Here is a 16,085-nt window from a genome sequence, read left to right on the forward strand (position 1 = left end):
AGCTGCTCGCCGGGCGTCCGGTGTGGATCTTCGGTGTCTACATGCCGGGCGCTCTGCGCCGCCCCTGGAGGCCGCTGGCCGACAAGGAGGGGCACAAGGTGATCCGCAAGGTCCAGTCGGCCTTGCACCCTGGCGGACACCGCCTGTGCCTGGCATCGCCACCCGTGATCAGTTGCCGTGCACGGAGACCCGGATGTTCGGGCTGATGCGGCTGCCGGTACGGCGACCAGCGGGACTGGGACGTGAGCGACTTCTTCGGCGATGACACCGCGGCAACCCTGACGTAGCGGGCCATTGGGGCCGAGGGGCCCTGTCGCGCGGGCCGCACGGCCCTCGCGGTGGCTCCCTGGGCGCGGGCACGCTGGCTGTATATGTCGGTGGTGACCGTTCGACTCACTTCGAGAGCCGAGTTCGGCCATCGCCGTACCAAGGAGCTGATCGCCATGACATCCACGACTACGACGATGCCGGACTATCCGGTGCGGGTGGATGCGGTGCTGGACGCGCCGCTGTCGCGCTGGCTGTGGCTGGTGAAGTGGGTGCTGGTCATCCCGCACTGGATCGTGCTGTTCTTCCTGTGGATCGCCTTCATCGTCGTCAGCGTGATCGCCTTCTTCGCCATCCTGTTCACCGAGCGCTATCCGCGAACGCTGTTCGACTTCAACGTGGGTGTGCTGCGCTGGAGTTGGCGGGTCGCTTACTACTCCTACGGTGCGCTCGCCACCGACCGCTACCCGCCCTTCAGCCTGGGCGAGGAGCCCGACTACCCGGCCCGGCTGGACATCGCCTACCCGGAGCGGCTGTCACGTGGGCAGGTGCTGGTGAAGTGGTGGCTGCTGGCCATCCCGCACTACATCATCATCGGCTTCTTCCTCGGCGGCGACCATTTCGGCTGGTGGTCCGGCGGGCTCATCGGCGTCCTCGCGATCTTCGCAGGCTTTTTCCTGGCGTTCACCGAGAAGTACCCGAAGGACCTCTTCGACCTGGTCATGGGCCTCAACCGCTGGGTTCTGCGGGTAGCCGCCTACACGGCTCTGATGACGGACGTCTACCCGCCGTTCCGGCTGGACATGGGCGGCCGTGAGCCGGATGCCCAGCCGTGATCGCCGCTCTGGCCACAGCGCTCCTGAACGTGCACGCGTGCTGATCTGAAGGCGACTGGTTCCACCCCTGGCTGACCGTCGGGGCGCTGCTCGATGCTCCCGTCGCCTTCGCCGCAGCCCAATCGCGGCCCAGCGCCCGTACCGACCCCTGACCCCCGCCACCCGGCCGTACCGGCCATAGTCGCCCCGGAGGCGAGCATGACCCATATGTCCACCACGGTCTCCGGTCCGGTAAGGCCGGCCGGCCTGACCGAGGAAGAGGCCGCCAAGCGGCTGGCGGACCACGGTCCGAACGAAATGGCCCGGCAGCGCCGAATTCCGCTGCGGTCGCGGATCGTCGCGCAGCTGCGCGACCCGTTGATCCTGGTCCTGCTGGCGGCGGTGGTGCTCACCGTGGCAACGGGAGACCATCCGGATGCGGTCGTGATAGCCCTGGTGGTCCTGGTCAACACCACCGTCGGGGTGATCCAGGAGATACGGGCCGACAACGCGGTCGCGGCGCTGACCGCGATGACCGCACCGACCGCGCGGGTGCTGCGTGGCGGCACCGAACGAGAGGTGCCCTCGGCGGCCGTGGTGCCGGACGACATCCTGGTGCTAGGTGAGGGCGACATCGTCCCTGCGGACGCGGCTCTGGTTCAGGCCTCTGCCCTGCTCGTCGACGAGTCCGCACTGACCGGCGAGTCGGTGCCGGTGGACAAGGACCCGGACGCCGCCGACCGGGACGCCGGACAGCTGCAGGCGGGGACCGTCGTCCTACGCGGCCGGGCGGTCGCCACCGTTACCGCCACCGGGGCCCACAGCGCGCTCGGCCGGATCGCCGCCTTGCTGCACCCGCGGTCGGAACTCACGCCGATGCAGCGCCGGTTGGCCGGCCTCGGGCGGGTACTGGCTCTGGTCACGGTCGCTCTGTGCCTGGTCGTCTTCGCTCTCGGACTGATGCGTGGCCAGTCTCCGGAGATCATGGCCGTGACAGCGATCAGCCTGGTGGTAGCAGCCGTCCCGGAGTCCCTGCCCGCTGTCGTCACCCTTGGCCTGGCAATCGGCGCACGGCGAATGGCGGCCCGTAACGCGATCGTCCGCAGACTGCCCGCTGTGGAGACCCTCGGCTCGGTCACTGTGCTGGCAACCGACAAGACCGGCACCCTCACCGAGGGCCAGATGGTCGTGGAGCGAGTCTGGACCACTGAGGGCACAGCCACCTTCACCGGCAGGGGGTATGAGCCCGTCGGCCGGTTCCTCGCGGATCCGGACGTCAGTCGTGCCGCACGGACGCTGCTTACCGCAACAACGCTGTGCAACGACGCGTCACTGCGCCCGCCCGGAGACGGTGAGGACCGGTGGAACGCGCTCGGTGACCCCACTGAGGCGGCTCTGCTCGCTGCCGCTGCGAAGGCGGGATGTGACCGTGAGGAACTGCTGAGCACCCGTCCCCGTATCGGCGAGGCTCCCTTCGACAGTCTGCGCAAGCGCATGTCCACCTGGCACCGCTTGCCCACCGGGCAGATCGAGGTCTGTCTCAAGGGCGCACCGGAGGCGGTGCTGGACGGCACGCTCCTGGAGGAGAGCCCCGAGGTTCTGGATCTTGCCCGCCGGGAGGCCGACCGGCTGTCCGCCGAGGGCTTCCGGGTGCTGGCCGTGGCATCGGCCGTGCATGGCGGCCTGCCTACCGGGTACGAGGATGCGGAGTCCGGACTGCGGCTGCTCGGCCTGACAGCGCTCAGCGACCCGCCCAAGGAAGCCGCTGCGGCCACCATCGCGGCCTGTCGCCGCGCGGGCATCACCCCGGTGCTGATCACCGGTGACCATCCGGCAACCGCACGCGCCATTGCCACCCGGGTGGGCATCCTCGGCGCGGAAGGCGACGGTGCGGTGATCAGCGGCCGCGAAATGACCGACGGGCAGATACCTGATCTCACCCGGGTACGGGTGTTCGCCCGCACCACCCCGCAGCAGAAGCTGGACATCGTGCAGGCATGGCGGGCCCAGGGCGCGGTCACCGCGATGACCGGCGACGGTGTCAACGACAGCCCGGCGCTGCGGCAGGCCGACATCGGTGTGGCGATGGGCCGCCGGGGCACCGAGGTCGCCCGGCAGGCCGCCGACCTGGTACTGGCCGACGACGAACTGGCCACCGTGGTCTCGGCGGTGGAGGAGGGCCGCCGGGTCTACGACAACATCCGACGCTTCCTCCTCTACGCCCTGGCCGGCGGCGCAGCCGAGATCCTCGTCATGCTGCTCGGCCCACTGCTCGGGCTCGCCCTACCCCTGCTGGCAGGCCAGATCCTCTGGATCAACCTGCTCACCCACGGCCTGACCGGAGTCGCCATGGGCGCCGAACCGGTCTCCGAGAACGCCATGCTGCGGCCGCCTCGCCCGCCCCACCAGCATGTGCTCGGGGACGGGCTGTGGCAGCGGGTGCTTCGTCTGGCAGCACTGGTCACCGTTGCGAGCCTCGCGGCGGCCGAATGGGCCCGGCACTCCGGACAGCCGTGGCAGACCACCCTGTTTCTCGCTCTGCTGATCGCCCAGCTCGGCGTCGTACTCGGTCTGCGCGAGCGGCTGTTCACCCGGGAGAACCCCTTCCTGCCCGCGGCTGTTCTGGCCTCGGTCGCCCTGGGTGCTGCGGCGCTGTACCTGCCGTTCCTGCAGACCGTGCTGCAGACCTCACCGCCGGCCTGGTCCGGTCTCACGGCCGCCGTGGTCGCCGGTCTGGCCGGCTTCTGCGCCGCCCGCGTCGAGAACCGGTCCGCACGGATCGGTTCTCGACGCGGGCGGCGGTGACGGCGGAGCGGAGAGCACATGGATGGGGCAATGGGGAACTCCGGCGAACTGACAGACCTCCTGGTGGACGACCGGGATCGACGTTGGGACCGCGGTTCGGAGCGCGGCGCCGCCGGGAAGGACGGTCAACGCTGATCGAGCCCCATGGGCGTCCGTTCACTCACGGCCAGTAGAGTCGCGCCGCTGGTGGTTCGGTGACGTGGAAAGGGCAGCGTGACGGTTGCACACGAGGGCCGGGCAGACGGAGCCCGAGTAGGTCTGGCAACGATCGCCCGGGAGTGGGGCCGGATCGGTTGCATCGGGTTCGGCGGTCCACCGACGCATATCGCGCTGCTGCGGCAGTTGTGTGTCGAGAGCCGGAAATGGATCGCGGCCGAGGATTTCGAGGACGGGATCGCGGCGACCAATCTACTGCCGGGGCCGGCGTCCACGCAGCTGGCGATCTTCTCCGCATGGCGGCTGCGGGGCCTTGTCGGCGCGTTGGTTGGCGGGGTGTGCTTCATCGTGCCGGGGCTAGTGCTGATCCTGGCGCTGGCCGCGCTGTTCCTGGCTGGGGATCCGCCCTTGTGGGTGCGGGGAGCGGCGGCGGGCGCGGGGTCGGCGGTGGCAGCAGTGGCTGTGCAGGCGGCATGGTCGCTGGTCCCGGCGAGCTGGAAGCGTGCCGGTCCGGCGCGGTCGGCGCGGACCCGATGGATCGGCTACGGCATGGCGGGCGGAACCACGGCGGCGCTGACCGGACCGTGGTTGGTCCTGGTGCTGGTCGCTGCCGGTCTGGTGGAGGTCGCGGTGCGCTCTGGCTCCGGGCCGGCTGTGGTCCGGCGGATGCGGTCGTGGCCGCTGCTGGCTGTCGCTCCGGTGGCGAGCGGTGGTCTGCTCGCGCTGGCTTGGGTGAGCCTGAAGGTCGGCGCGCTGTCCTACGGTGGCGGCTTCGTGATCATCCCGCTGATGCAGGCCGACGCGGTCGATCGCTACCACTGGATGAGCGACGGGCAGTTCCTGAACGCGGTGGCGCTGGGGCAGATCACCCCAGGGCCGGTGGTGCAGACCGTCGCAGTGGTCGGCTTTGCCGCTGCCGGGGTAGGAGGTGGTCTGCTGGCCGCCGCAGTGGCGTTCGCCCCGTCGTTTGTGTTCGTGATCCTCGGCGCACCCCGGTTCGACCGACTGCGAGTCAACCTGCGGGTACAGGCGTTCTTGACCGGAGCCGGTCCCGCGGTGATCGGTGCGATCGCCGGGTCCGCGATCCCGCTGGCTCTCGCGATGCAACACGTGTGGCAGTTCGGCGTACTCGCCGCCGCAGCCATCTGGTTGCTGACCGGGCGCCGGAGTGTAGTCACTGCCCTGCTGGGGGCAGGGGTGCTGGGGGTGGCCTTGGCACTGGCCGGCTGGCCAGTGACCTGACAGCCCCAAATGACGACCGATCAGCAGTTCGGTCCTTCTGCGCGGCACCTGTGCTCAATGGTGCGCGTGGTGCGGCTGCCGGGGCCGGGGCCGGGCCAAGACCACATCAGGGATCCGACGGATCTGCGACCGACGCGTGCGCCGAGCGGACAGCCGATCCACCAGTGCCTCGGCGGCCAAGGTCGCGACCAGCACCAGCAGCATTCCGGCGCACAGCAGGCACACGAAAAGCCTCCAGAAGTCCGCGGTCAGGGTCGTATACACGGCGGTCATCTCCTCACAGCTGATTATCAACAGGATCTTCCGCCCCTCAGCTTCCCCTCACTGCGCGCCCTCCGCCCGGGGCCGGAAGGGTCATTCGGGGCCCGTACGGCCGGTCATGTGTGGGCCGTACGGCCCCTGATGCGGTACAGCCGGGAACAGGATCCTGGAATCGCACCCGCACAGTCCGTGAACGTCCAAGGCGAGGAGGAAACGATGAGTGGGAAGCTGGAACGGCGCCAGGGATGGCCGCCGCTGCTGCCGGAACTGTTCGACTGGATCGAGGCCGGTATTCCCGCCGTGCCGGGCATGCGGAACGTGCCCGGACTGCACGGCATCCGCATCGAGCAGCAGCTGGCCGATAGCACGTACGTCGTGAAGGCCGAGTTGCCCGGAATCGACCCGGACCAGGACGTTGAGATCAGCATCGACGGTGATGTGCTGACGATTCGCGCCGAGCGCGCGGAAAAGACCGAGGGCAAGCACCACTCGGAGTTCCGTTACGGCGCGTTCGCCCGCTCCGTCCGGTTGCCCGCGAGCGCCCGCGCGGACGAGACCACGGCCGACTACAAGGACGGCGTCCTTACCGTGAACGTCCCGGTCGCAGAGCCGAAGACCGGGGCGCGCACCATCAAGGTGCAGCGCGCCGACGCGTGAGAACCGAGTGATTCCTCGGCACGGCCGGAACAAGGGACGACGGCCGCCCCGAACGCGCGACTCCGGTCCGCGGTCGGGGCGGCCGCACGCTCCCGGAGATGCCCGTCCCACGCCTGGATCCTCAAGCGGCGACCATCCACCAGAGCAGGGGGAGTTGCGTGCCCGGGTGGCCGAGGCCGGCAGGCACTTGCTGCCGGGGCTTGTCGTGCTGTCCGGCTACCAGCGGGCCTGGCTGCGCGGCGACCTGTCGGCAGGGGGACCGCAGCGGCTTACCTGATTCCTCAGGTGATGGCGTACGCGGGGCTGGCAGGACTGCCACCGGTCGCCGGCCTGTGGGCCATCGTGCTGCCGCTGTTGCTCTACGCGCTGCTGGGATCGTCCCGCAAACTGTCGGTCGGGCCGGAGTCCACCACCGCACTGATGACCGCCACCGTCATCGGACCGCTCGCCGCCGGGGACCCGGCCCGGTACGCGGTTCTGTCCGCCGCTCTCGCGGTCGCGGGCGGGCTGCTCTGCCTCGTCGCCTGGGCAGCGCGGTTGGGCTTCTTCGCCGATCTGCTGTCCCGGCCGGTTCTCGTCGGCTACATGGCGGGCGTAGCCCGGATCATGATCGTGAACCAGCTGCCCCGGCTGACCGGCGTACCCGTGCACGGGACGGAGTTCTTCCCACAGCTGTTCTCCTTCGCCCGGCACCTTCCGCAGGCCCATCTGGTCATGCTGGCCTTCACCGGAGCAGCCCTCGTCTTCCTCTTCGCGGTGCAGAGGTACTTCCGCCGCCTACCAGGGCCGCTGCTCCTCGTCGTCACGGAATCACCGTCATCGGCGCCATCCCCTCGGGGTTGCCCCAGCCCGCGCTGCCGGACCCGGGCGACCTGCCACAGCTGATACTGCCCGCGCTCGGCGTCCTGCTGGTCGGCTACACGGACGTCATCCTCACCGCCCGGGCCTTCGCGACCCACGATGGCGGTCACCGGCTCGACGCCAACCAGGAGCTGCTGGCACTGGGCGCCGCGAACCTCGGCGCCGGATCCCTGCACGGCTTCCGGTGAGCAGCAGCGCCAGCCGTACGGCGCTCGCCGACGCGGCAGGCAGCCGCACGCAGGCATACTCCCTCGTAGCCCTCGGCGCCGTGCTCGCCGTGCTGCTCGTCGCGAGCCGGTTGCTGGCCCACATCCCGGGGGGCCGTGCTGGGCGCCATCGTCGTCTATGCCGGCCTGCGGCTGATCGACGCCGGTTCGGCGACCTTCAGGTGCGAGTCATCGAGCTGATACGTGAGCTTGCCGACCACGGCGACCACTCCGTCGATCAGCGGGGTGAGGCGCAGCGCGATGTCGATCTCGCTGCGGCGTTCCAGCCGCCCCTCCAGCTTCACCACCCCATCATCCACGGTGACGCCGGTGGTCTGCGGGACGACCCACAGGGTGCGGACCAGCACCTCGTCGATCACATCACGGCGGATATCACTGTCCGGCCGCAGGAAGACCTGCAACAGGTCACGGCGGGTGACGATGCCGATCAGGCAGTCCTGCTCGTCGACGACGGGCAGCCGCTCCACCTTGTGCTCCATCATCGTGCGGGCGGCCTCAGCAATGGAGTCCTCGGCGTGCACCGTGACCGCCGGCTGGGACATCAGTTGTCCCGCGGTCCGGGCCCGGACCTTGATCTGCTCCCGGCGGTGGGCACGGGAGAGCCGGCTCCACCGCGAAGCGGTGTCAGCGACGCTCGCGGCCTGGCGCATCATCAGGTCCGTCTCGGAGATGACGCCGATGACCCTGTCGTCGCCGTCGACGACGGGAAGTCCGCTGATGCCGTGCCGGGACAGCTGTTCGGCAACCACTTTGAACGGCGTTGCGTAGACGGGCTTCGGTGGTAGAACCGGCATCGACCCGGTCCTGTCACCGGCGGCGTGCGTCAGACCGGAACGAACGCCACCGGGCTCTCCGCGAACCCGGCGACCGCGTGCCCCACCGGGCCGAGCCCGTCCGGTCCGCGTCCCAACACGACCAGTCCCGCGTGCGCGGACGCGTTCACCAGAGCCCAGGACGCGGTGAACAGCCGCACATCCGGAAGAACAGCCACCTCGGCGTACTTCTCCCGCCAGCCACGCAACGTGTCATGGAGGAGCTGCACTTCCTCGTCCTCCCATTCGGCCCGGTCCTCCTGCAAAACCGTGTAACGCGCACGACCCTTCACCGGCGCCGGCAGCCGCCAGGCGTGCACCACGCGCAGCCGACAGCCCTGCCGTTGCGCGCCGTCAAAAGCGAAGCCGGTCGCAGTTGCCGCCGGGTGGCGCGCGTCAAGCCCAAGAACGATCTCGCCGGCCGTGGTTCCCCGTACCAGCACCACGGGGCACTGCGCGCTGGCAGCAATCTGTCTGGCATCGCGGTTCATCGCACTGATCACGAGGAGGCCGGCACCAGCCGAAGCCGAAAGGAGGTCGGACTGCGGGCGTTCATCTCGCTGAGTCGTCATCGACAGCGCGGGATGCCGCACCCTTACAGCGGCCAGCACCCCGTCAAGGCCACCAGGTAATCCGGAACCCATCAACCGTAACGCACCGGCGCCGTTGCGCCTCCACCGCTGCCCATTCAGCAGTCTCCAGACCCTGGACGGAACCGTCCAAACCAGCGACCACACAACGCTCCCCCATGGAGCTCACTTCCGGATTCCACTCTCGGCTCGTCATACGCGTTCCGCATGGGCCGGTTAGTTCCTGTCACGGGTCCAGCGGCCCCTGGGATCGAACAGCCACTGCACCGGTTGTCGCAGATGGCAGACGACCTGCCACAACGCGCCGAGGCCGACCTCGACCCCGTCCTCGCACGGCCAAGTGCCATCTCCGACCTCGACGTCCGTATCCGTCTGCTCCCCCAACAGACACACGACCCGCATCGGCTCGGGGTCCGCCGAGGACCAGCGACCCGCAGCGCACGCTCGTCGCCTACAGCAGCAAGAACGGGTCGACCGCCCAGATCGCCCGGTGAATCGGGCAGCCGCTGCACGAACAGCACATCGATGCCGACGTCGCGCCCATCTCCGATGTCCCCAGCGTCGCGGCGTACGACGCCGTGGTACTCGGAGCCGGCCTGCACGCGGGCCGCTGGCCGGGGGAAGCGCTCCGTTAGTCCGCCGCCACCGCCAGGCGCTGACCGAGCAGGAAGTCTCGCTGTTCAGCAGCGGACCACTCGACGGTTCTGCCACCAAGCGCGCCATCCCGGCCGTTCCTGCGGTTGTCCGCATCGCCACCAAGCTGGGTGTACACGGCCACGCCACCTTCGGCGGTCAGCTCACCGATGGGTCCCGTGGATTCATCGCCCGCCAGCTCAGGAAACAAGGCAGGGTCGGTGACTTCCGCGACCGCGAACACATCCGCGCCTGTGCCCGAGACATCGCATGTGCCCTGACCACCGTCCTCAACCAGGCTTGAACCGATTGCTTCGGTGCATGGCAACAAGTTCGCGGCCTCGGCGAAACAGAGCGGCACGGTCCGCGCCAATATTCTGCGTTTCCTGTCCTGCGCCCCACGGCTCTACTTCCGTTCTCCGTTCGCCGCGCGGGGGATCTGGTTGGTGTCGAAGGTACCGTCGGCGATTTCCCGGGCGAGGCTGGTGAGTTGGTAGCTGTGGCTGCGGGCGTAGCGGCGGAGGGCGGTGAAGGCGTCGTCGACGCTGGTGTTCCAGCGTTCGGCGAGGATGCCCTTGACCTGTTCAAGGACGATACGGCTGGTAAGGGCGTACTGGAGTTGTCCGCGTTCGAGTTCGCTGTGGGCCAGGGTGCGTTGTTGGAGGATCGCGATGGTTGCGACGTCCGCGAGCGCCTGGGCGAGGGTGAGGTCGGAGGCGGTGAGGGGGTCGGGGTCGGTCTGGAACAGGCCCATCGCGCCGATGGTCCGTCCGCGCAGTCGCAGGGGCAGGGCGCTGGCGACCACGAAGCCGGTGCCCTCGGCCTGGACGGCGAACTGCGGCCACTTCGCGGCAACCGTCCGGTCGGTGAGGTTGATGTTGGTGCGGACGTTGCCGCTGTTGTAGCAGTCCACACACGGGCCCTGGGCGTGCTGCTGGGCGAACAGTTCCAGCAGCCGGGTGTGTTCGTCAGAGGCCGCGATCGTCTGCAGGGTGCTGTTGCTGTCGGCCAGCATGATTCCCACCGCCGCGACGTTCAGCAGCTCCATGCAGCGCACCGACAGCTGCTGCAAGAAGTCGATCACGTCGAAATCGTCGGTCAGGGAGTCGGCGACCTCGACGAAGACCTCGGTCAGACGCTGCTCTCGGATCATGGAATCAGTCCTTCTCTACGACAGGCGGCGGGGTCGGCGAACCGTTGCTCCGGTGGGTCAGACGAAGACGACGATCCACGACGTCTTTCGCTACTTCGGTGAGGGAACGCCGGCTGCTGTAAGCGTGCCCCCGCAAACGCAGAAGAGCCTGCGGCAGGGGCAGGAGAAGTTGCGCGCTGACCATTCCGGTCGCCTGATGGACAACGGCATTCAGCATCTGCGGGAGCCCGTCCGGCTGACGGACGGTTTCGGCACTGCCATTCGCACCGTTTTGGGCACCGGTTTCGGGTGCTTGCAGTTCCTTGCCGTTCAAGCAGCGCATGGTCAGGACCGCGGCCAGCGCGATGGCGTCGTCGGCCTGCTGGGCGCTCATAGGTCCCGGGGTGCGGCGCACAGCGGTCAGGACCCCAACGCGGATCGCACCGAGGCCGAGTGGGAAGCAGTAGACCGCTCGGGCCTGTAGGTCCGGGGCCTCCATGCTCAGCGCCGGCCAGCGTTCGGTACGCACCTGGGCCAGGTCCGGAACCCACACCATCGCCCCTGTGCGCACCGCATCGGGCCCCGGGCCCTCCCCGAGTGTGTGCTGCATGTCCTCGAAGCACCGGGCGGCGTCGTCGGAGCACCACAGCAGCTCGGTCCGATCACCTTCGGTCACGAGCGACACCGACAATCCGTCCATCCCGAGGGCTTCGGCCGCCGCCACAGCGATATCGGCGCCGGCCTCGCTCCAAGGGTCCGGGTGTAGCAGACGCAACACCTCAGCCATTCGGTCACTGATCACGACAATCACCGCGCATCGTGCCCCGACCAGCCGGCCGGCTCCCGACGCGCCACGGAATCGGCCCTGTTGCCAGTGGGCGGGCGCCTGACACGTCCGCTGGGGTCCAGCGAAGGCAGCGGTCCTCCACAGCCGCGTGACCCGGCGGCGCCGCAGTCAAGTTCATCTCACACGCCAGGGTGATCGTGGTCCGGATTCCGTGGTCGTGTCGGTTGTGGTTCAGGCTGTGCGGAACTGGCATGGCGCCTCGGTTCATGGTGACCGCCAGGTGCACTGAGGGGGCGGACGGGCACGTGGCTCCGCCTGGCAGACATCCCTGAAGGCGCTCTTGGCGTCCGGGTCCGGCAGCCGAAGCGTTGGTCAGGCGATCCCCACTCCCAGGACCGCGCTATCAACAGCTTCGGCTGAAAAGGGTGCCATGGTGACAGACAGAAGCGTCCATTCATCACTGGCACATGGGCGTCAGTACGGGTCACGCCAGGGTCCGGGACGTGGAGCCAGCATAGTCCCCGGGTCTACGCCTACCTGGCGCTATTCCAAAGATCACCGATCAGCACCAGAGGCGGCGCGCGGACTGCGGTGCAGCTCAACCCCCGCAGGCTCGGTGCCCTAAAAGTGCGAGGGCCGGCGAGCGCCCCCGGTTACACGCCGCGGACAGCCCGGCAGCCGCAGGGTGCCAGCAGTACCCACAGCCCGGAGGACAGGCGGGCGGAGACGGTGTGCTCGGACTGTCCCAGGATCGTGGAGGTCCGGGCGCAGGATCGGTCCCCCAAGAGGTCGAGGGCGAGCTCGATCCGGTCCACGGGAGACGCGTCCTGAGGACAGCTGTGGTGAGACATGGAACCGGTGTCATGGCTTTGATCCTGCCGCAGCCGCCGAAGAACCCGGTCCGGAGAATCGGCGAGCAGTTCGGCCCAGGCCGAGGCGATGACACCTGGGTGATCCGCCGAAGGCGGAACGAGACCGCACAGTGCCATCAAGTGGCAGTCGCACCATGCGAAGACCGCACGCCGGCGCGCAATAAGTTCCTCGTCCCGCCGATGGGCAGGATCCCTCGGGGACTTCACCCAGGGAACGGTCGGCTGGCTCTCGTCCACCGACGACGCCTCGCCATGGCGCCTCGCGCTGACCGGCAGATTCGTGGGGCCAATGGGCGGTTGGGCTATCGCGTTCACGTATGGCTCCCGGATGCGGTCGCGTCCAGCGTGCTGCTGAACAGTGAACACGCCGGGGTCCGGGACGTCGAAGCCCCATTTTACTCTCATCGTGCTGGCCGTCGGAGAAATCAATGGCTCAATCACGCCCGTCCTGGCTCCTACCTCACGCCACACCGTGCAGGGGCAACAGGCGCCACGTCAGCAAGCTGACACGTCGCCTCGTACAACGCGACCGGACGCAAGGACCGGGAGGACCGACCGTGCGGCACCGAAACAGGCGGCGGATCGAGACCGACGCGAGGTGTCACGAGAAGAGAGGTGAAGCCGGTCAGGGCGAAGAGCCGGGCCACGGACCTACTGGGGTGATGCAGGCACAAAGCCCCGCCGGCAGCGGCAGTGCGCCGGCGGGCGGACAAGAAGAGGTTCAGCCCGCTGCAGTCGCAGAACGTGACGGCGCTCAGATCGACGTCGATGGAGCGGATACCGTCGAGCAGGCACTGCTCCAACGACACGCGCAGCAGAGGCGCAGAGTCAAGGTCGATGTCGCCGGCCACGGCGATCAGCGTCCGGCTCCCGTCGTCGTGACGATGGACATTGAGCAGGGACGGGACGGGCATAATGCCTCGGTTCCACAGACCGGCCGGTCCAGTGCCGCGGTGGAGCCGGAACCCCGGACCCGCCTGGCACTTCCGGTACATCCGTACGTCGGGATCGGCAGGCGAGAGAGCCGCTCCAGGAACCTATGATTCGGGCCACGGAACGCAATTGATTCGCCTCTGAGATGGGCAGGCCCGGTCTGCTGCAGGCCGCAGACCGATTAGGAGCATTACCGCTGATGCATCGTGGTCAGCGCGTTCATGAGCACCCGCGGGTCGCGCTGGCCCTTGTAGACCGGCGGCGGCTCGTTGCCAAGCTTGAGGAGGGTGTCGACGGCGGTCCAGGCGGTGCGTACCGCGTACTCCACCGTGAACACCACGTCGTCCGGAACCTCGGCGAACTGGCCGATGAAGGCCAGGTTGGTGGCGCCCTTCGGTACTACCTGTGGCCGGTCACCGTGCTCGCGGACCAGGAACTGGCTGGTGATGTAGGGCATCAGGCACGGGATGACGGTCGAGGCCTCCGCGATGCGGTCCAGGTTCGCTTCGAACTTCAGGTGGTACAGGACCTCGCGCAGGATCTCCTGCCCTGTGCAGTCGGTCATCGGCTTGCCGACGTAGTCACCGGGGCGATCCGGGAAGAGCCCGTAGCCCCACCAGACCGTGACGCCGTGGGGCTGCTCGCGGTACACGGGCTGGCGGTTCAGCACGATGGTGAGCAGCCAGTTGGAGGACGGGAAGGTCATCAAACCGCCCTCGCCGGCCTCGCGCCCGCTCAGCGCCTCCATCAGCTCGACGAACAGTGGGTCCTTGCAGGTGACCGTGAAGGACTCCCAAGTGGAGTCCTTCACGCTCCGGTCGAAGACGTGAGGGTTACCGAAGTCGTCGCGTCCTCGGGCCAGCCACTGCCAGAGCTGCCAGGACCCCGGCTGCTCGATCTTCCCGTCGCTGTCGACCAGGCGGCCAGCGTCGTCCCAGGGAAAGGCATCGTGAGCAGCGAAGGTGTCCTCAGTGACCGACTTCGACGGGTCGTCGGCGGAGGGGATCGACGACAGCAGATCGTAGGTACAACGGAACTGGCCCTCGAACATTCGGCCGCCCCGCATCGAGTACCCGGTCTCCGCGGTGCCTCCCGCATCCAGGCTGCCACCGATCACTTCCTGCTCCTCCAGCAGGTGGATGTCACGGCCCGCGAATCCGCCGTCGCGGATCAGGAAAGCGGCGGCCGACAGTGCAGCGATACCGCTCCCCACAAGATATGCCTTGGCCATAACATGCTCCTCTTCATCGTCAGTGCGCCCACAGCTGTCACCGGCTGAAACGCCATCTGCTGCGCGCCGCCGACGGCTCGTCCCCCGAGATCACCACTCTTCGCGGTGATCAATGCTGCGGCCAGGGCCTACTGGTTACCCCGGCCCGTCCGACCGGCCCAACGGTGCTCAGGAGATCGGGCTGCAGGGCCCGGAGCCGAGCCCGCTCGCGCCAGGGCCGCTCAGGCGTGCGGTACCACCGCGACCGGTGCCGAGCAGTGGTGGAGCACGGCCAGTGTGATGGGGCCGATGTGCCTGCCGATCGGTGAGTGGCTGGTGCGCCGTCCGACGACCAGAAGTGACGTGTCCGCGGAGGCCGTCAGCAGGTGCTCCGCAGGCCTTCCCGGCACGGACTCCGCCATCACCTCGACGGCGGAATACTTGTCCCGCCAGGGACGCAGCATCTCGGTCAGGGCATGCGTCTGTTGAGCTGCAAGAGCGGATTCCGGAGTGCTGCCGACCGTTGCGTCGCGGTACTTGTAGGCCGACGGCATCTTCCAGCAATGGATGACGCGCAGCCTCGCGGAGCGTTGCAGCGCGGCATCGAAGGCGAACTCCAGCAGTTCGTCGCATGGCCGCGCGAGATCGAGGCCGAGAACCACATCGCGGTACGGAGTGTCGGTCGACGGCAGCCCGGCTTTGTCGGGTTGATGTTCGTCCTCTGCGGTCTCACCGGCTCTTACGAGAACCACCGGCCGCTCGGCGCAGGCGACCGTTGCCAGCGATGCTGATCCGATGAGGAAGCCCGAAATGCCCTTGATCCGGGGGGACCCGAGGGCCAGGAGTTCGGCCTCTTCCGCGACGACCGGGAGAACAGCCGCGGGTTGCCCTCCCACCTGGTCGATGACGATTTCCAGCGCGGGGTACTGCCGGGTGAACTCAGCGGCGGCCTCGCGCGGTATCCGCTGGGCCCAGTGGCGTTGTGCTTCCAAGCCGTCAGATGTCTCGCCGGGATGGGGATGCCAGTTCCAGACATGGACGAGCCGCACTGGCAGGTTCCTGCGCAGCGCCTCACGGGCTGCCCAGCGAGCGCCGGCCATGCTTTCAGGGGAGCCGTCCAGGCCGACGGCAACGGGAGCGGACACGAGAGCTACTTCCAGAAGAGAGTTCCGGTGAACTCGTTCGACAGCAGCCTCCGGCTCTCCACACGCCCGGTACAGGGGCCGCACGGCCCGCTCCGGGGCCGATCGGCCTTACCCGCCGCCTTCTGGCGCGTGATCACCGGGATCACGCGGGGCCGGTCAGGCCCTTGTCAGGGCCCTGCAGCCCCTCCCCCCGCGAATTCACGGCCTTCACGCTGGAATGGAGCAGGTCCACCGACTCCGGCGCTCCGGTGTTGAAAGGAGTCGATCACGATCGACAGCAGGGGTCCGAGGGGACCATCATCTGTTCCACCGACGCTACTGAAGAGTGAGCGATGCACCGACACAACGGTTTCCGGAAGCTGGATCGCCGGGAGAGTCTGCGTCTGCTGTCTCTGGTGACGATCGGGCGTGTCATCTACACCGAGGATGCCTTGCCCACGATTCTGCCGGTGCACTTCCTCCTGGACCCGGACGGTGCCGTGTTGTTCCAGGCCTCCGCCGCCTCGCACATGGCGCGCGCGGTGCGGGGTGCGGTGGTCGCGTTCGAGGCGGACCACTTCGACGAGTCCGGCCACACCGGTTGGAGTGTGGTGATCACCGGCCGGGCCTCCGTGGTCACGAACCTGGTCAAGGACGCACGGTTGAGGTCGAGCGGTCCGCGGCCGTGGCTGGAGACGGGT

The 16,085-nt window shown here is 68.4% G+C and carries 14 protein-coding genes and 2 pseudogenes; 6 read left to right on the top strand and 10 right to left on the bottom strand.

Annotated features, from left to right (window positions below):
• The first annotated feature begins 443 nt into the window (after positions 1-443).
• The 3 genes from C6N31_RS35505 to chrA all read left to right on the top strand — a co-directional run bounded on the left by C6N31_RS35505 (position 444) and on the right by chrA (position 5,285).
• Entirely contained in the window at positions 444-1,103 is a 660-nt protein-coding gene (locus tag C6N31_RS35505) for a DUF4389 domain-containing protein (RefSeq protein ID WP_198359050.1), read from the top strand.
• 198 nt (positions 1,104-1,301) lie between these two features.
• Positions 1,302-3,887 (top strand): cation-translocating P-type ATPase, encoded by a 2,586-nt coding sequence (locus tag C6N31_RS35510; protein WP_232486055.1) that lies wholly within the window; start codon positions 1,302-1,304, stop codon positions 3,885-3,887.
• 213 nt (positions 3,888-4,100) lie between these two features.
• The gene (chrA, locus tag C6N31_RS35515; protein ID WP_198359051.1) at positions 4,101-5,285 is read left to right on the top strand and encodes a chromate efflux transporter; all 1,185 of its coding nucleotides are present in this window, start codon (positions 4,101-4,103) and stop codon (positions 5,283-5,285) included.
• Between the two features lie 54 nt (positions 5,286-5,339).
• Here the strand turns inward: chrA and C6N31_RS35520 are convergent, their stop codons facing one another.
• Positions 5,340-5,549, bottom strand: coding sequence for a hypothetical protein (locus C6N31_RS35520; protein WP_198359052.1), 210 nt, complete (start codon positions 5,547-5,549; stop codon positions 5,340-5,342).
• A gap of 213 nt (positions 5,550-5,762) precedes the next feature.
• On the opposite strand from C6N31_RS35520, the gene C6N31_RS35525 reads away from it, so the two are divergent.
• Both C6N31_RS35525 and C6N31_RS35530 read left to right on the top strand, forming a co-directional pair.
• Positions 5,763-6,203 (top strand): Hsp20/alpha crystallin family protein, encoded by a 441-nt coding sequence (locus C6N31_RS35525; RefSeq protein ID WP_198359053.1) that lies wholly within the window; start codon positions 5,763-5,765, stop codon positions 6,201-6,203.
• Between the two features lie 154 nt (positions 6,204-6,357).
• Positions 6,358-7,432, top strand: a pseudogene (locus C6N31_RS35530) (SulP family inorganic anion transporter); the annotation flags it as partial.
• On the opposite strand, the gene C6N31_RS35535 reads toward C6N31_RS35530, so the two are convergent.
• The 9 genes from C6N31_RS35535 to C6N31_RS35575 all read right to left on the bottom strand — a co-directional run bounded on the left by C6N31_RS35535 (position 7,408) and on the right by C6N31_RS35575 (position 15,405).
• Positions 7,408-8,085: a CBS domain-containing protein gene (locus C6N31_RS35535; RefSeq protein WP_198359054.1), complete on the bottom strand. Its 678-nt coding sequence runs from the start codon at positions 8,083-8,085 to the stop codon at positions 7,408-7,410. The pseudogene C6N31_RS35530 and the gene C6N31_RS35535 sit on opposite strands and share 25 nt — an antisense overlap.
• Before the next feature lie 29 nt (positions 8,086-8,114).
• Positions 8,115-8,714: a universal stress protein gene (locus C6N31_RS35540; protein WP_198359055.1), complete on the bottom strand. Its 600-nt coding sequence runs from the start codon at positions 8,712-8,714 to the stop codon at positions 8,115-8,117.
• 610 nt (positions 8,715-9,324) lie between these two features.
• Entirely contained in the window at positions 9,325-9,699 is a 375-nt protein-coding gene (locus C6N31_RS35545) for a hypothetical protein (RefSeq protein WP_198359056.1), read from the bottom strand.
• A 33-nt stretch (positions 9,700-9,732) separates the two neighbouring features.
• Positions 9,733-10,479, bottom strand: coding sequence for a GAF and ANTAR domain-containing protein (locus C6N31_RS35550; RefSeq protein ID WP_198359057.1), 747 nt, complete (start codon positions 10,477-10,479; stop codon positions 9,733-9,735).
• Between the two features lie 4 nt (positions 10,480-10,483).
• Positions 10,484-11,245: a GAF domain-containing protein gene (locus tag C6N31_RS35555; protein ID WP_232486056.1), complete on the bottom strand. Its 762-nt coding sequence runs from the start codon at positions 11,243-11,245 to the stop codon at positions 10,484-10,486.
• Between the two features lie 653 nt (positions 11,246-11,898).
• Positions 11,899-12,060, bottom strand: a complete 162-nt coding sequence (locus C6N31_RS35560; RefSeq protein WP_198359059.1) for a hypothetical protein — start codon at positions 12,058-12,060, stop codon at positions 11,899-11,901.
• Positions 12,061-12,572: 512 nt separating this feature from the next.
• Positions 12,573-13,031 (bottom strand): STAS domain-containing protein, encoded by a 459-nt coding sequence (locus C6N31_RS35565; protein WP_198359060.1) that lies wholly within the window; start codon positions 13,029-13,031, stop codon positions 12,573-12,575.
• Positions 13,032-13,240: 209 nt separating this feature from the next.
• Entirely contained in the window at positions 13,241-14,281 is a 1,041-nt protein-coding gene (locus tag C6N31_RS35570; protein WP_198359061.1) for an oleate hydratase, read from the bottom strand.
• A 221-nt stretch (positions 14,282-14,502) separates the two neighbouring features.
• A complete protein-coding gene (locus tag C6N31_RS35575) occupies positions 14,503-15,405 on the bottom strand; it encodes a universal stress protein (RefSeq protein WP_198359062.1) in 903 nt (300 codons plus the stop codon).
• Positions 15,406-15,737: 332 nt separating this feature from the next.
• Between C6N31_RS35575 and C6N31_RS35580 the strand changes: the two are divergent.
• A pseudogene (locus C6N31_RS35580) lies at positions 15,738-16,022 on the top strand (pyridoxamine 5'-phosphate oxidase family protein); the annotation flags it as partial.
• Positions 16,023-16,085 lie beyond the last annotated feature (63 nt).

Source organism: Streptomyces fildesensis (assembly GCF_016107395.1).
In the GTDB taxonomy this organism is placed as follows: domain Bacteria; phylum Actinomycetota; class Actinomycetes; order Streptomycetales; family Streptomycetaceae; genus Actinacidiphila; species Actinacidiphila fildesensis.

Bases quoted from the DNA above. Each gene is read 5' to 3' on its own strand.
- C6N31_RS35505 (WP_198359050.1), top strand. From the start codon at position 444: ATGACATCCACGACTACGACGATGCCGGACTATCCGGTGCGGGTGGAT.
- C6N31_RS35510 (WP_232486055.1), top strand. From the start codon at position 1,302: ATGACCCATATGTCCACCACGGTCTCCGGTCCGGTAAGGCCGGCCGGC.
- C6N31_RS35525 (WP_198359053.1), top strand. From the start codon at position 5,763: ATGAGTGGGAAGCTGGAACGGCGCCAGGGATGGCCGCCGCTGCTGCCG.
- C6N31_RS35535 (WP_198359054.1), bottom strand. From the start codon at position 8,085: ATGCCGGTTCTACCACCGAAGCCCGTCTACGCAACGCCGTTCAAAGTG.
- C6N31_RS35550 (WP_198359057.1), bottom strand. From the start codon at position 10,479: ATGATCCGAGAGCAGCGTCTGACCGAGGTCTTCGTCGAGGTCGCCGAC.
- C6N31_RS35555 (WP_232486056.1), bottom strand. From the start codon at position 11,245: ATGGCTGAGGTGTTGCGTCTGCTACACCCGGACCCTTGGAGCGAGGCC.
- C6N31_RS35565 (WP_198359060.1), bottom strand. From the start codon at position 13,031: ATGCCCGTCCCGTCCCTGCTCAATGTCCATCGTCACGACGACGGGAGC.
- C6N31_RS35570 (WP_198359061.1), bottom strand. From the start codon at position 14,281: ATGGCCAAGGCATATCTTGTGGGGAGCGGTATCGCTGCACTGTCGGCC.